Here is a 15,503-nt window from a genome sequence, read left to right on the forward strand (position 1 = left end):
CCATCGCTCTCGGGTATGCTCGGGAACAACTTTGTAACGCCAATAAGCCGAGCCATGACCCGTCTACTGCGCTACACCCTGCTGGGCCTGCTGATCGTGACCGGTCTGACCGCCGTGATGATCTACAGCCTGACCTGGCGCCCCGACACCAAAGAAGTTTTGCCAGTCAGTTGCAGTGCCCAGGCACCCACCCTGGTCCCCGGGCAGGCGCTGAAGGTGATGACCTGGAACGTCCAGTACCTGGCCGGCAAGCGTTACGTGTTCTGGAATGACCTGGCCGCCGGCAACGACGAACGCCCCACAGCGGAAGACATGGCCTTCAGCCTTGACGAAGTGGCGCGGGTGATTCGCGACGAACAACCGGACATCGTGCTGTTGCAGGAGCTGGACGACGGCGCCAAGGCCAGCGATTACCAGCACCAGTTCAAACTGCTGCAGGAACGGCTCGCCGACTTGTATCCGTGTGGCACCAGCGCCTTCGACTGGAAGGCCGACTTCGTGCCGAACCCGCACATTTTCGGCAGCGTCGGTCGGCAACTGGCAACCCTGAGCCGTTACCAGATCGAACATGCCGAACGTCTGCAACTGCCCGTCGCCTCGGGCAATCCGGTCAGCCGCCAGTTCAAACCCAGAGACGCCTTGCTGGTGAGCTACTTGCCGTTGAGTGATGGCGGGCAGCTGGCAGTGCTCAATACCCATCTGGACCGCGCCACCCAAGCCGACAATGCCCTGCAAGACCAGGTGAACACCGTGGCCAGGGCCCTCGATAAATTCGAAAGCCGTGGCACGCCGTGGCTGATCGGTGGGGATTTCAACCTGTTGCCGCTGGGCCAGTATCGACGCCTGCCCGATGTGCAACGCACACCCTACTCCGCCGACAGTGCGTTGCATGTGCTGTGGGACAAGTACCCGATGATCCCGACCAACAACGAAGCCAGTGGTATCGACCGCGAGCGCTGGCTGACGCATTACCCGAACGATCCCGGGCTGAACGGCCCGGACCGGACCGTCGATTACCTGTTCTACAGTCCGCGGATCAAACGGGTCGAAGCCATGGTGAGGCAAGACGATACATTGCGTATCTCCGATCACTTGCCGGTGATTGCCCGGTTCCTGTTGCCGGCTGCGCCTTAACACCTCATTCAAGTCAGATGCAAAACCTGTGGGAGCGAGCTTGCTCGCGATGGCTTCGTGTCAGTCGACATCATTGTTGAATGACAAATCGCTATCGCGAGCAAGCTCGCTCCCACAGGGATGGTGCATCGGCTCGAATCAGGTTTAATGCACCTCTTCCAGATCATCATGCAGTAGCCCGAAGATCTCGCGCTTCATCTCGATGAACGAGCGCTCCATGACCATGTCCAGGTTCCGCGGACGTTCGATCGGCACATCGAGGATCTGCTTGATCCGCCCAGGCCTGGCACCCATGACATAGACCCGGTCGCCGAGCAGAATCGCCTCGTCGATGTCGTGGGTCACGAACAATACGGTCTTCTTGCTGTTGCCCCACACCCGCAGCAACAACTGCTGCATTTGCAGGCGCGTCTGGCTGTCGAGGGCGCCGAAGGGTTCGTCCATCAGCAGGATCTGCGGGTCATTGGCCAGCGCGCGGGCAATGGCGACACGCTGCATCATCCCGCCGGATAACTGCTTGGCATAATTGTCGGCAAAGCCGCTCAGGCCCACTTCATTGACGTAGTAGTCGACGATGTCCTTGCGTTGCGCCGCCGGCATGCCGCGACGCTTGAGGCCGAACTCGACGTTCTGCCGCACGGTCAGCCATGGGAACAGCGTGTAGCTCTGGAACACCATGCCGCGATCCGCACCGGGGCCTTCCACCTGTTGGCCGCCGACGTAAATCTCGCCCGAGGTCGGTTCGGCCAGGCCGGCCGTGAGGTACAGCAGGCTCGACTTGCCGCAGCCCGAAGGCCCCACCAGGACAGCGAATTGCTGGTCCGGCACCTCGAACGACACCTCCTGTAACGCGGTAAAGGTTCCGCCATCGGGCTTCTTGTAACGCAGGCTGACCTTGTCCACTTGCAGCCGTGGTGCGTTCACCGGGGCAATCTGAGGAGCGACAAAACGATGAGTGGCGGCGGTTACTGAGCCCATGCGGTGATCCTCAGACGGAGAAAACGGAACAGTTGATCGGTGACCAGGCCCAGCAGGCCGATGATCGCGATGGCGAGGAAAATCACATCCACCTGGAAGCCACGCATGGCCTTGAGGCTCAGGTAACCCAGGCCACTGGAAGCGGCGACCAGTTCAGCCACCACCAGGTAAGTCCAGGCCCAGCCCATGGTCACTCGCAGGGTATCGAGCACGCCGGGTAGCGAAGCTGGAGCGATCACGTGCAGCACCGCATCACGACGGTTCGAACCGAGGGTATAGGAGGCATTGATCAGGTCCTTGGAAATACCTTTGGACACGTCCGCGATCATCACCAGTTGCTGGAAGAACACGCCGAAGATGATCACCGAAACCCGCTGTTCCAGACCGATGCCGATCCACAGGATGAACAGCGGTACGAACGAGGTCACCGGCAAATAGCGAATGAAGTTGACCATCGGCTCCAAGAACGCCTGGACGATACGGAAGCTGCCCATCAACAGTCCCAGCGGCACGGCCACCAGGGACGACACGATGAAACCGACCATCACCACTTCGACGCTGGCCCACACATGCTGGCCGAGGGTGCCGTCGCGACCGAGGCGTACGGCGGCCTCGACCACCGCGCCCGGTGTGGGCAGGAACATGCCCGGCACCACGCCACCGTAGGACAAGCCGGCCCACAGGCCGACCAGCAGCACCCAGGCCAGACCACTCGCGCTCCAGATCACCGACACCGGCAGGCCGGTCTTGGGCGTGATGCAGCGGCTCAGCCATGAATTGCGCTTGAACATGCAAACCTCCTAGAGCGGGGTGACGAAGCGGTTGTCGATCAGGTCGTCATTGCTGACGTTGTAGGGCTTGCCTTGCAGCTCGCTGGCGGTCTCGTTGGCCAGCTTGATCAGCGGCGCGCTGTCGCCCGGTTTGCCCGGCGCACCCAGCAGTTTTTCGCTCATGGCCTGATCGTAGAACCGCACGCCTTGGGCGGCCGCTTCGAGTTCCTTCGGATCGGCCAGGTAACCGCCAACTCCCTTGGCCATGATTTTGTAGGCTTCCTGCGGATGATCCTTGGTGTACTGCACGGCTTTGTACAAACCGGCCACCAGTGCCTTGACGTCTTCCGGCTGTTTTTCGATGACGGTGCAGTTCAATGCCACCACGTCGACGATCACACCCGGCGTGCTGCTGCTGTCGACCAGCACCTTGCCCTGTTTCTTGTCGCGCACCATCGACAGGTGCGGCTCCCAGGTCACGGCAGCGGGTACACGACCGGCGATGAACGCGGTGGCGGCATCGTCGGCCGTCATGTTCTGCACGGTGATGTCGCTCATTTTCATGCCGTTCTTTTTCAGCAGATACGACAACCAGAACTGCGAGGTCGAACCTTCGTTCACCGCCACGGCCTGGCCCTTGAGCTCTTGCAGACTCTTGACGTCCTTGCCCACCAGCACGCCGTCGCCACCATGGCTGTCGTCCAGCGCGGCCACGGCCTTGAAGCAGAATTGCGGACGGTACTTGAGCACCTCGTCAATGGTCGACGCCGAACCGGACAACTCACCGGAAGCTTGTGCGGCCATGTACATCGCCGCTTCTTCGACCACCGGCAATTCGACGGTCAAACCGTTTTCCTTGAAGTAGCCCAGGTCCTGGGCCAGGTACAGGGTGCCGTAGCCGACCCAGGTGGTATGACCGATGGACAGGGTGCCGGCCTGGGCGCTGGTGGCGACCGTCGCGGCGATGGCGGTGATCGCCAGTGGATGGGCAACGCGCGTAAGCAAGGACTTGATCATGGAGCACTCCCAAAGCTGTTGATTTAGTTTTGTCATGGGCAGTACGGCAAGCCCTGAATCGGCTGCTACCTGTGGTCTCTGAGGGACCCTTCGGCGGGCAGCATTCGGCGGGCTGGCGAGATCGATGTTGGCCCAAGGGCGGGATTAGGAAAATGAGGAAATATGTGGATGCGAACGATGAAAAAACTCGTTAGCGCGCACCGCGAACGGGCGTTGTGGGCGGGGATGCACGGGGTGGGTGCAAGACATGGGAAATGTGTTGTTTGAGCAATAGCTATCGCGAGCAAGCTCGCTCCCACAGGGGGTCTGTGTCAGACACAAAGCCAATGTGGGAGCGAGCTTGCTCGCGATTAAGGTCCGCAGACCTTCAGTTGAGATCAGAGCCGGCCGTATTCCTGCGCCGTTCGATCCACCGCTTTCAAGGTCTTGCCGACCAGCTCATCAATCTCTTCACGACTGGCAATCAACGCCGGCGCCATGATCATCCGGCCCAGCGTCGAGCGAATGATCACCCCTTCCTCGAAGCCAATCGTGCGGCAACGCCAGGCGATGTCGTTCTCGTTGGCAAAACGCTTGCGGCTGTTTTTGTCTTCCGCCAGTTGCAGTGCCGCAACCATTCCCGTGCCCTGGATGTCACCCACCAGCGGGTGCTTGCCGAACACTTCGCGCAGGCACTGTTGCAGGTACGGGCCGATGTCTTCCTTGACCCGCGTCACCACGCCTTCATCGCGCAGGGCCTTGAGGTTGGCAATCGCCACTGCCGCCGCCACCGGGTGCCCGGAATAGGTCAGGCCGTGGGCAAACACGCCGCCCTGCTCCACCAGCACCGAGGCCATTTTTTTCGACAGGATCAAGCCGCCCATGGGGATGTAACCCGAGGTCAGGCCCTTGGCGATGGACAGGGTGTCCGGCTCGAAACCGAAGTACTCATGGGCGAACCATTCGCCGGTACGACCGAAGCCGCCGATCACTTCATCGGCGCACAGCAGAACGTCGTATTTGCGGCAGATACGCTGGATTTCCGGCCAGTAGCTTTCTGGCGGGAAGATCATGCCGCCAGCGCCCTGGAACGGTTCGGCGATGAAGCCTGCGACCTTGTCCGCACCCAGTTCGAGAATCTTCGCTTCCAGTTGCTGTGCCGCACGCAGACCGAATTCGGCTGGCGTCAGGTTGCCCTCGTGAGCGAAGAAGTACGGCTCGTCGATGTGCTCGATGTGCGGAATCATGCCGCCCATTTCGTGCATGAACTTCATGCCGCCCAGTGCCGTCGCGGCCAGGGTCGAACCGTGGTAACCGTTCCAGCGGCCGATCATGATTTTCTTCTCGGGCTTGCCGAGCACCTGCCAGTAACGACGCACCGTGCGGATCAACACCTCGTTGGCTTCGGAGCCGGAGTTGGTGTAGATCGCGTGGCTGTAGTGCCCTGGCAGCAGGCTGAACAGCAACTCGGAAAGCTCGATCACCTGCGGGTGGGTGGTGTGGAAAAACATGTTGTAGTACGGCAGCTGTTCCAGTTGCTGGCTCGCCGCGGCCGCCAGGTCCTTGCGCCCGTAACCGAGGTTGGTGCACCACAGCCCGGACATGCCGTCGAGGTAACGCCGGCCGTCGTTGTCCCACAGGTGCAAGCGTTCGCCACGGACCATCACCCGTGGCCCTTCGTCGTTGAGGGCTTTCTGATCGACGAACGCATGGATGTGGTGCGCAGCGTCGGCGGCCTGGTAGTCGCGGGTTTCACGTGGTGTGGTCATCGCCAGTTCTCCGTTTTGTTATCAGCGCAATTGAAACCAGGTGGTCTTCAACTGGGTGTATTTATCGAATGAATGCAGGGACAGGTCGCGGCCGAAACCGGACTGCTTGCCGCCGCCAAAAGGTACGGTCACGTCCAGCGCATCGACGCTGTTGACCGACACCGTACCCGCCCGCAATTGTCGCGCCACTCGGTGGGCGCGGTTGAGGTCGTCGGTCCACAGCGAAGCCGCCAGCCCGTAGACGCTGTCGTTGGCCAAGTGCAAGGCGTGGGCCTCGTCGTCGAACGCCGTGACGGCCAGCACCGGGCCGAATACTTCATCGCGAAACAGCGGCATGTCCGGCGTCACGCCGGTAAAAATCGTCGGCTGAATGAAATTGTCCGAGCCGTTGAAGATCGACTGCCGACCGCCACAAACCTTGGTTGCGCCTTGCTGCTCGGCCTGCTGGATGAACTTCATGATGCGCGCAGTCTGACGGCTGTCGACGATGGCACCAGCAGCGCTCGACGGATCCAGCGGATCGCCCGGCTGCCAGCGCTCGGCCTGGGCCTTGAGGCGTTCGACGAACTCGTCATGAATCGAACGCTGCACCAGCAACCGCGAGTTGGCCGAACAGACTTCGCCCTGATTGAAGAAGATGCCGAACGCAGCTTTCTCGGCGGCCAGGTCCAAATCCTGACAATCGGCGAACACCAGGTTCGCGCTCTTGCCACCGCACTCCAGCCACACCTGCTTGAGGTTCGATTGCGCCGAGTACTGCATGAAATATTTGCCGACTTCGGTGGAGCCGGTGAACACCAGGCAATCGACGTCCGGGTGCAGGCCGAGGGCCTTGCCGGTTTGCTCGCCGAGGCCCGGCAGCACGTTCAACACACCCGCAGGCACACCAGCTTCAAGCGCCAGCTCAGCCAGACGCAAGGCCGAAAACGGCGACTGCTCGGCCGGCTTGAGAATCACCGAGTTACCAGCGGCCAGGGCCGGGGCGAGTTTCCACGCGGCCATGTCCAGCGGAAAATTCCACGGCACCACGGCAGCCACCACGCCAAGGGCTTCGCGGGTGATGGTCGCCAGAACGTTCTGCGCACTCGGAGCGATCTGGTCGTAGAGTTTGTCGAGGCTCTCGGCGTACCAGCGGAACACACCAGAGGCACCTGGCACGTCGATGTTGTAGGCATCCACGACGGGCTTGCCCATGTTCAGCGAATCGAGCAGCGCCAGTTCTTCACGGTTTTCAAGGATCAATTCGGCCAGGCGCAACAGCACTTGTTTACGCTCGGTCGGCGAACGTGCCGACCAGGTGCCGGCTTCAAACACTTGCCGCGCATTGCGCACCGCCGCGTTCACGTCTTCCTCGCCACAGGCCGCGACATTGGCCAGGCATTGCCCGGTGGCTGGATTGATTGCGGCGAAAGTCTGCCCCGACTGCGCCGCACGGCGCTGGCCGTCGATTACGGCCTGGTTGGGAAACCGCAGGGAAGCGGCCTTGCGTTGCCAATACTCAAGCTCGAACACGTTCAGATGCTCCAGAGGACATTCTTGTGTATTGGATAGTCGCTCAGGCCCAAGCGGTGGAAAACCAGTAAAAATGTGTTCGCAGGCCAAGAAAAAACTACGTAGCCAATCTCCCTTCTGGCGCAGCATGTGGTTATTGTTCAACCACAACAAATTGTTACCCGAGCGGATAGGGGTGGCGCGCAAATTGCCAGGATGCCTGATCCGTTCTCCCCCGAGGTTTGCTGTGGCTGCCTACAATCTGCGTCAACTGAAATACTTCATCACCACCGTCGAGTGCGGCAGCGTCGCCGAGGCCTCGCGCAAGCTGTACATCGCCCAGCCTTCGATCTCCACGGCCATCAAAGGGCTGGAAGACAGCTTCGGTGTGCAACTGCTGATTCGCCATCACGCTCAGGGCGTATCGTTGACCCCCAGCGGTGCACGCTTTTACCGCAAGGCCCAGGAACTGCTGCGCATGGCCAAGGAGTTCGAGCAGAACGCCCTGGCCGACAACGACGTGGTGTCCGGGCAGATTGATATCGGCTGTTTCGAAACCGTCGCGCCGCTGTACCTGCCGCAATTGATCGCCGGGTTTTCGGCGTTGTATCCGGGAGTGGAAATCCGCATCCGCGACGGCGAGCAGCAAGAGCTGGTGCAAGGCCTGACGTCCGGCGCGTTCGATTTGGCGATCCTCTATGAACATGACCTCGACGGCACCATCGCAACCGAACCCTTGATGCCGGCGCAACGACCTTACGCGCTGCTGCCGGCGGATCACCGCTTTGCCCAACAGGCCCAGGTGTCGTTGCGGGACTTGTACCTGGAGCCGATGATTCTTCTGGACGTGCAGCCGAGCCGGACCTACTTCGTCAGCCTGTTCGATGAGCTGGGCCTGACCCCACGCATTGCCTTCAGCTCGCCATCGATCGAGATGGTGCGCGGCATGGTCGGCCAGGGCTTTGGGTTTTCGATCCTGGTGACCAAACCGCATTCGGAGTGCACCTACGACGGGCAGAAAGTGGTGTGCGTGGACATCGCCGAAGACGTCACCGGTTCCGGACTGGTGGCGGCATGGCTCAAGCGCGGGCAACTGACCAAACCGGCGCAGCTGTTTGCTGACTACTGCCGCGAACAGCTCACCGCGAAATCCGAAAGATCACAGTGATCCACTGTGGCGAGGGGGCTTGCCCCCGTTCGGCTGCGAAGCAGTCGCAATACATTGGATGCGGAGAATCTGACACCACTCGGTAGCAGGTTTTGGGGCCGCTTCGCGCCCCAACGGGGGCAAGCCCCCTCGCCACAGAGTCCAGTGTTAAACGTTATTTCCGGGGTTTGATCCGCGCAGTCGCTTCGGCCACCAGCGGATCATCCGGCCAATAATGTTTCGGGTAGCGCCCCTTCAAATCCTTCTTCACCTCGGCGTAGGTGCTGCGCCAGAAGTTGGCCAGATCCTGTGTCACCTGCACCGGCCGCCGCGCCGGGGACAGCAAGTGCAGTTTCACCACCTGCCGCCCCCCGGCGATGCGCGGGGTTTCGGCCAGGCCGAACAGCTCTTGCAGGCGCACCGCCAGAATCGGTGGCTGCTCACTGTAATCCAGACGAATCGACGATCCCGACGGCACGCTCAAATGATGCGGCGCCAGCTCGTCGAGTCGCTGCGGCAACGGCCATGGGAGCAGGTTGTGGACGATGCTCGACAGGTCCAGATTGGCGAAGTGACTGAGCCGGGAAACCTTGCCCAGATACGGCATCAGCCAATGCTCCAGATGCTTGAGCAACGCAGCGTCACTGACATCAGGCCACTCGCTCTCGCCTTTGCCGGCGAGGTCCAGTTGCCGCAACAGCGCGACCCGCGCCTGCCACTGACGCAGTTCCGGGGTCCACGGCAACAGCTCCAGGCCTTTGCGCCGCACCAGGTTCACCAGTGCCTGGCTGCGGGTGGTTTCGTCGAGGCCCGTCAGTGGCTCACGACTCAGGATCAGTTCACCGACCTTGCGCTGACGCTCGGCCCGCAGCACGCCTTCGCGCTCGTCCCAATCCAGTTGATCGACGCAGCGCACCTGCTCGGCCAGCACTGAATCGAAGAGCGCCGGATCGAAGTCCGTCGCCAGATAAATCCGCTCCTCACGCTGCCCCTGACGACTGCCCAGATCGGCAATCACCAGCCACGGTTGCTTCATCAGGCTGTCAGCCTCGGCGAACAATGCGGCACGTCCGTTGGCCAAGCGATATTCCGCACCACCGGCCCGCCGCTGCTGGGCGACGCGGTCGGGATAAGCCAGCGCCAGCAATGCACCGAGCCAACGCGGGTGATCCGGATCGCTGACCGGATCCAAGGCCTTGCCTCGCAGATAACCACGATATTGCCGTGCCAGTTGCCGTGCGCGCTGCACGCCACCCTGAGCACCGCGTGCGGCGCGTTCTTCGCCAGACAGCAGCACCAGTCGGCTGTGCAGGTCCGCTCCGGCGCCACGCAGGATATCGCGCTCACCGAGCAGTGCGGCGACGTCGCAGGCCATGTCCGCCAGACCCAGTGCCTGGCCACGCAACAGCAAATGCGCGATGCGCGGATGCGCCGGCAGTTCGGCCATGGCCTGACCGTGACGGGTCAGCGCTTCGCCCTCCAGTGCGCCCAAGCGTTCGAGCAAGTCCTGGGCCTGCGCATATGCGGCGGCGGGCGGCACGTCGAGCCACACCAGTTGCCCCGGCGTCACACCCCAGCGCCCCAGCTGCAAGGCTAGCCCGGCGAGGTCCGCCGAAAGGATTTCCGCACTGCCATAGGCCGCCAGTTGCTCGTGCTGATCCTGTGACCACAAGCGATAACACACGCCCGGTTCCAGGCGCCCGGCCCGGCCCGCGCGCTGGGTGGCGCTGGCCTTGGAAATGCGCTGGGTGTCGAGACGGGTCATGCCGCTGCCGGGGTCGAAACGCGGCACCCGCGCCAGCCCGGCATCGATTACGACGCGCACGCCATTGATGGTCAGGCTGGTTTCGGCGATGTTGGTGGCCAGCACCACTTTGCGCTTGCCCGCCGGTGCCGGATCGATTGCCGCCCGTTGTGCGGCGAGGTCCAGTTCACCGTGCAACGGACACAGCAGGACCTGTGGGTTATCGCCCAGCGCATCCGCCAGTTGCTGATGCACGCGGCGGATTTCTGCCTGCCCCGGCAGGAACACCAGCACGCTGCCGGTCTCGTCGTTCAAGGCTTCGAGGATGGTCTGCACCAGACGCGGTTCGATGAATTCACCGGTCTGAAACGGCCGGCCCCAGCGCATCGCCACCGGGAACATGCGCCCTTCGCTGCGCAGGATCGGCGCGTCGTCCAGCAGCCCGGACAAGCGTTCGCCTTCAAGTGTGGCGGACATCAAGAGGATTTTCAGTGGCTGATCGTCACGGAACAGTTCGCGGCCATTAAGGCTCAGGGCCAAGGCCAGGTCAGCGTCCAGGCTGCGCTCGTGAAACTCGTCGAAAATCAGCAGGCCCACGCCTTCCAGCGCCGGATCATCCTGCAGGCGTCGGGTGAGGATGCCTTCGGTGACCACTTCGATACGGGTGTTCGGGCCGACCTTGCTATCGAGCCGAATGCGATAACCCACGGTCTCGCCGACCTTCTCCCCCAGCTCACTGGCCAGCCGTTCCGCCGCTGCGCGTGCGGCCAACCGCCGTGGTTCGAGCATCAGGATGGTTTGCCCGGCCAGCCACGGTTCGTTGAGCAAGGCCAAAGGCACGCGGGTGGTTTTACCGGCGCCGGGCGGCGCTTCGAGCACGGCTTCGTGGCGTGTAGCGAGGGCTTCACGCAGGGCGGGTAAAACTTCATCGATCGGCAAAGAAATCATGCTGGCTCCAAAACAGAGGGCCGAGTATAACGGCGAACTGTTTGGCGTAGTCTGGGCTCTAACCAGTAACGTTCTTGGCGTTCTACTCAGGAGATTTCATATGCGTGCTCCCTTTCGCCTGATTGGCGGTGTTCTGGTCGCAACCTTGCTGACTCAAGTGACCGCCTGCGGTTCGATCTTCTACCCCGATCGCCGTGGCCAGATCGAAGGCAAGATCGACCCGGCCATCGCCGCGCTCGACGCCGTGGGCCTGCTGTTCTACATCATCCCCGGCCTGATCGCGTTTGCCGTGGACTTCGCCACCGGTGCGATTTACTTCGAGCCGGGCAAGACCGCCCAGGTCGACCCGCAAAAACTCAAGGACGCCATCGGCCCCGACGGCAAGGTCGATAACCGCAAGTTGCAGACTATTCTGGAAAGCGAACTGGGCCGCAGCTTCCCGCTGGACGATCCACGCCTGATCCAGAGCAAAGGCAGCGCCCAACAACTGGCGATGTTCGGCCTGCAACCGGCCGCGTAATCCCTGCGCAAGAAAGGACTCTCAAGAAACGATGGCCACTATGACCTCCAGCTCCGAACACGCCCGCCTGCTGCGGCTGGCGACCCGTGCCTCGGTGGCGGTGGCGTGCACCTTGATCGTAGCCAAAGCCATCGCCTGGTGGCTGAGCGGTTCGGTGAGCATGCTCGCCGGGCTCACCGACTCGGCACTCGACGGCGTCACATCATTGCTCAATCTGCTGGCGGTGCATTACGCCCTGCGCCCCGCCGACGATGATCATCGCTACGGGCACGGCAAGGCCGAGTCATTGGCGGGCATGGCCCAGGCGCTGTTCATTGGCGGCAGTGCGGTACTGATTGCATTGCAGGCCTACGATCGGCTGAAACATCCCGAACCGGTCGGCGCGCCGTGGATCAGTATCGGCGTGATTGTGTTCTCACTCGCCCTGACCCTGGCCTTGCTGATGCTGCAACATCGGGTGGTCAAGGCAACCGGCTCCAACGCCGTGCGTGCCGACTCGCTGCATTACCGTTCAGACATGCTGCTCAACGGCAGCATTCTGCTGGCGCTGGTACTGGCCGGGTTTGGCTGGGATCAGGTCGACGCCTGGTTTGGTCTGGGCATCGCCGCTTACATCTTTTGGAGCGCGGTGCAGATCGCCCGGGAGAGTTTTGCGGTGTTGATGGATGAAGAACTGCCGCCGGATGTCAGCCAGCACATGCTGGAACTGGCATGCAGCGTGCCCGGTGTGTTGGGTGCCCATGACTTGCGTACGCGGATCTCCGGCAACCAGTGGTTTGTGCAGTTGCATCTGGAGTTGCCGGGGGAACTGACGCTGTCAGTCGCCCACGGTATCAGCGATCAGGCTGCTGCGGCCATTCACAGCGCCTACCCGCGCGCCGAAGTGCTGGTGCACGCCGACCCGCGGGAAGTGGTGAAAGCCGCCCGGGCTCAGTAATTCACCTGATAACCGCGACTGCTCAGGCAGTTGCCCTGAGCCTGTCGGTAGGCTTGCACCACCGACGGGTCTGGCTGGTAGGTGGCGGTTCGTGGATCGAAACCACTCTGCTGCACCGCGTCTTGATAACACTCGTAGCCATCCCGGCTGACCTGCTCCGGCGACTGACCGTTGGCCGGATACGCCTCCACGTCATAACCATTGCTGCCGGCTGGCGGTTGCGATTGGCCAACTGGCGGCTCGACCACGACGTAGTCCTGAGTGCTCTCCTGGTAGGCGTAATACGAACCGGCCGCCAGGAACAGCAACACCCCGCCGATCCACACCTGCTGGGCGTAATCGGGCAGGTATCTGACGCGAATCCCGCGCGGTGGCTGTACCACCTCATAACGCGGGCCCAGCGGGCGATACCAGTAGCCACCGGAATAGTAGTAATCCATGCCACGGTAAGGTACGCGGAAGTTGCGCTCGGGGAAGCGGTCGATCACCTGACCGGGGCGATACCTGGGGCCTGGCCCCCAGCCGTTACCATAGCCACTCGAGCGCCCCTGCCAGTGATTGTCATAGGAGGGTGCGTTTGTGTAGCCACTCCAGTGCTGGTTGTAATTGTTGCGACGTGGCTGGTCCTGGTAGTAACCGCGCTGCGGCTGCTGGGTCTGGTGCACGGTGTCGGGACGGGGCTGGATCGGCATGTCAGTGGCCGGCAACTGCGGCGGTGGCGGCGGCGAGCGAACCCGGCTGTTGAAATCCGGCGCTGGACGGTTCTGCCACTGTCCGTTGTTCTGATGTTGATTCTGGCCGTCGTGCTCGTCATGGCGGTTGCCGTCATTCTGCGCACGGGGCTGATTTTGCTGCTGGCTGTTTTGCGGCGGCGGCTGGTTGTTGCCGCCATGGCCCTGATTGTTGCCCTGACGACCATCCTGGCCATGTTGTCCGCCATCATGACCACGGTTTTGCTGTTCATCGGCCAGCGTTTGCGCAGCGACGCTGGCACACAGCAAACCGACACCGGCTAAACGCCAGATGCGCGACTTCATGCTTTTCCTCACGGAGGGTTAGGGCCTGTACGTAAGACTGGAAAACCTCAGGCCGGTTCTGCATCAGGTTATCAGTCGCGCAACTTATTTATTGAGAGCCGGCAACAAATTTCAGGCAAGAAAAAGGGGAGACCCGTCGGCCTCCCCTTAGAGAACTTCGTCCTGGCTCGACGCTTTTGACGTCGGCTCACCTCACGCCGTCTTCTGGACAGTGTGTAGCTCGGGGGCCGGCACATCCCCGGTGGGGGTGGCGGCCGCGGCGGGCCTGATTGGGCGAGCCGCACTGGACTGTTTGTCCGAGCAGTGATTCTGGTGATAAGAATAGGCTGGGAGCGCCGGCAGAGGATTGCGAAGATTGCTGAATTAAACATCACTTGCGCAATTTTTAACCCCTGACACATAATCCTCCGCAATAGTTACGACAAAGGATCGATTGATGAGCAAGCTCGACCGTTACGACCTGAGTATTTTGGCGGAATTGCAGCGCGACGCGCGCATCTCCAACCAGGAGCTGGCCGAGCGCATCGGCCTGTCGCCTTCGCCGTGCTCGCGGCGGGTCAAGCAACTGGAAGACGACGGCTACATTTCCCGTCAGGTCGCCCTGCTCGACCGCAAAATGCTCGGCCTGAGCCTGACGGCCTACGTGCTGATCGGCATGGACCGTCACACGCCGGAGCGTTTCGAGAATTTCGAAGCGGCCATCCGCACCCTGCCCCAAGTGCTCGAATGCAGCTTGGTGACCGGGATGGATGCCGACTATCAACTCAAGGTCGTGGTGCCGGACATGGATCACTACCAGAAACTGCTGCTCGGGCATCTGACCCGGATTGAAGGGGTGACCAGTGTGCGTTCGAGTTTTGTGCTGAACCAGGTATTGAATAGCACCGAACTGCCTTTGACTCATCTGCGTAGCTGAAGACGCCATCGCGAGCAAGCTCGCTCCCACAAGGTTTTGTGTTGACTGCAGTATTGTGATCCATACAAAACCTGTGGGAGCGAGCTTGCTCGCGATGAGGCCGGCACAGGCGACGAATGACTGCGACACACCGACGCAGGTCAATACTGCACGCAGCCTGCGAGGCGTATACTCCCCGCGCCCTTTTAGCCGCGCCCGCGCTGGAGATGTTCGATGGATCCTGCCGTTTTCGAAGAGTGGATGATGACCGGTCTGGTCACGATCCTGATCATTTTCATGGGTTTCATCGTCTGGGATCTGGCGAAGAAGTCCAAGGCCGGGCGCTTTGGCTCATTCATCCTGTTCTTCGTGCTGGGCCTGGGCGTGGCCGTGTTCATCATCAAGAGCGTGGTGATCGGCCTGATCGAATCCGGCGCCTTATAAGCGCGCCGGTACTTCTTTCCACTGCCCCTGATCGAGCCCTTCGATCGTCCAGTCACCGATTCTGACCCGCACCAGGCGCAAGGTCGGCAAACCGACCGCCGCGGTCATGCGCCGCACCTGCCGGTTGCGCCCTTCGCGAATCACCAACTCCAGCCAACTGGTCGGCACGCTTTTGCGAAAGCGCACCGGCGGATTGCGTGGCCATAGTTCGGGCTCGTCCAGTTGCCGCGCCTCGGCGGGCAAGGTCATGCCGTCATTCAATTCGACGCCGTCACGCAGGCGCTGCAATTGCTCCGCGTCCGGCTCGCCCTCGACCTGTACCCAATAGGTCTTGGCCAGTTTGTGTTTCGGGTCGGCGATCCGCGCCTGTAGCTGGCCGTCGTTGGTCAGCAGCAACAGGCCTTCGCTGTCGCGGTCCAGCCGTCCGGCCGGATAGATTCCCGGTACGTCGATGTAATCCTTGAGCGTTGCACGCCCTTCGCCGTCACTGAACTGCGTCAGCACATCGAACGGTTTGTTGAACAGGATCAGCTTCGGCTCGGCCGGCGGAGCCTTGGCAACACGGCGCGGGGCTGCAGGCGACGGTTTCGTGCCAGGGCGGCGGGAAACGGGACGTTGAGGAGGACGAGACATGAGAAAGGAAACATCTAACGGTCAGGGCTGCTAATGCTAGTGCCCTGACCGCCAAATGAC

General features: G+C 61.7%; 14 protein-coding genes. 6 read left to right on the forward strand and 8 right to left on the reverse strand.

Annotated features, from left to right (window positions below; genetic code table 11):
• The first annotated feature begins 54 nt into the window (after positions 1-54).
• Positions 55-1,134: an endonuclease/exonuclease/phosphatase family protein gene (locus ACEN8Z_RS28085; protein WP_495596326.1), complete on the forward strand. Its 1,080-nt coding sequence runs from the start codon at positions 55-57 to the stop codon at positions 1,132-1,134.
• Between the two features lie 144 nt (positions 1,135-1,278).
• Here the strand turns inward: ACEN8Z_RS28085 and ACEN8Z_RS28090 are convergent, their stop codons facing one another.
• From ACEN8Z_RS28090 to ACEN8Z_RS28110, 5 genes are all read right to left on the reverse strand, one after another.
• On the reverse strand, positions 1,279-2,112 hold the full coding sequence (locus tag ACEN8Z_RS28090; protein WP_007994023.1) for an ABC transporter ATP-binding protein: 834 nt from the start codon (positions 2,110-2,112) through the stop codon (positions 1,279-1,281).
• Entirely contained in the window at positions 2,100-2,903 is an 804-nt protein-coding gene (locus ACEN8Z_RS28095; RefSeq protein WP_007975817.1) for an ABC transporter permease, read from the reverse strand. Before ACEN8Z_RS28095 ends, ACEN8Z_RS28090 begins: the two co-directional genes overlap by 13 nt.
• A gap of 9 nt (positions 2,904-2,912) precedes the next feature.
• Positions 2,913-3,899, reverse strand: coding sequence for an ABC transporter substrate-binding protein (locus ACEN8Z_RS28100; protein WP_007994022.1), 987 nt, complete (start codon positions 3,897-3,899; stop codon positions 2,913-2,915).
• Between the two features lie 377 nt (positions 3,900-4,276).
• Entirely contained in the window at positions 4,277-5,647 is a 1,371-nt protein-coding gene (locus ACEN8Z_RS28105; RefSeq protein ID WP_495596327.1) for an aspartate aminotransferase family protein, read from the reverse strand.
• Positions 5,648-5,668: 21 nt separating this feature from the next.
• Positions 5,669-7,159 carry an aldehyde dehydrogenase gene (locus ACEN8Z_RS28110; protein ID WP_495596328.1) on the reverse strand — a complete coding sequence of 497 codons (1,491 nt, stop codon included), beginning with the start codon at positions 7,157-7,159 and terminating at the stop codon, positions 5,669-5,671.
• Positions 7,160-7,385: 226 nt separating this feature from the next.
• Here ACEN8Z_RS28110 and ACEN8Z_RS28115 point away from each other — a divergent pair, with 226 nt between their 5' ends.
• A complete protein-coding gene (locus tag ACEN8Z_RS28115) occupies positions 7,386-8,306 on the forward strand; it encodes a LysR family transcriptional regulator (RefSeq protein WP_495596329.1) in 921 nt (306 codons plus the stop codon).
• A gap of 154 nt (positions 8,307-8,460) precedes the next feature.
• On the opposite strand, the gene hrpB is transcribed toward ACEN8Z_RS28115, so the two are convergent.
• Complete coding sequence (gene hrpB / locus ACEN8Z_RS28120; RefSeq protein WP_495596330.1) at positions 8,461-10,977, reverse strand: ATP-dependent helicase HrpB; 2,517 nt, start codon at positions 10,975-10,977, stop codon at positions 8,461-8,463.
• A 100-nt stretch (positions 10,978-11,077) separates the two neighbouring features.
• On the opposite strand from hrpB, the gene pmcY reads away from it, so the two are divergent.
• Both pmcY and ACEN8Z_RS28130 read left to right on the forward strand, forming a co-directional pair.
• Complete coding sequence (pmcY, locus tag ACEN8Z_RS28125) at positions 11,078-11,497, forward strand: periplasmic Zn2+ metallochaperone PmcY (RefSeq protein WP_008022979.1); 420 nt, start codon at positions 11,078-11,080, stop codon at positions 11,495-11,497.
• Positions 11,498-11,537: 40 nt separating this feature from the next.
• A complete protein-coding gene (locus tag ACEN8Z_RS28130) occupies positions 11,538-12,434 on the forward strand; it encodes a cation diffusion facilitator family transporter (protein WP_442097816.1) in 897 nt (298 codons plus the stop codon).
• Here the strand turns inward: ACEN8Z_RS28130 and ACEN8Z_RS28135 are convergent.
• Positions 12,428-13,471, reverse strand: coding sequence for a DUF6515 family protein (locus ACEN8Z_RS28135; RefSeq protein WP_495596331.1), 1,044 nt, complete (start codon positions 13,469-13,471; stop codon positions 12,428-12,430). The genes ACEN8Z_RS28130 and ACEN8Z_RS28135 overlap by 7 nt on opposite strands.
• Before the next feature lie 436 nt (positions 13,472-13,907).
• Here ACEN8Z_RS28135 and ACEN8Z_RS28140 point away from each other — a divergent pair, with 436 nt between their 5' ends.
• Both ACEN8Z_RS28140 and ACEN8Z_RS28145 read left to right on the forward strand, forming a co-directional pair.
• Complete coding sequence (locus tag ACEN8Z_RS28140) at positions 13,908-14,387, forward strand: Lrp/AsnC family transcriptional regulator (RefSeq protein WP_007937367.1); 480 nt, start codon at positions 13,908-13,910, stop codon at positions 14,385-14,387.
• Positions 14,388-14,600: 213 nt separating this feature from the next.
• Positions 14,601-14,810, forward strand: coding sequence for a DUF2788 domain-containing protein (locus ACEN8Z_RS28145; protein WP_495596332.1), 210 nt, complete (start codon positions 14,601-14,603; stop codon positions 14,808-14,810).
• On the opposite strand, the gene ACEN8Z_RS28150 is transcribed toward ACEN8Z_RS28145, so the two are convergent.
• Positions 14,805-15,443, reverse strand: a complete 639-nt coding sequence (locus ACEN8Z_RS28150; protein WP_458373869.1) for a pseudouridine synthase — start codon at positions 15,441-15,443, stop codon at positions 14,805-14,807. The genes ACEN8Z_RS28145 and ACEN8Z_RS28150 overlap by 6 nt on opposite strands.
• Positions 15,444-15,503 lie beyond the last annotated feature (60 nt).

The organism is Pseudomonas sp. Pseusp10 (genome assembly GCF_059492225.1).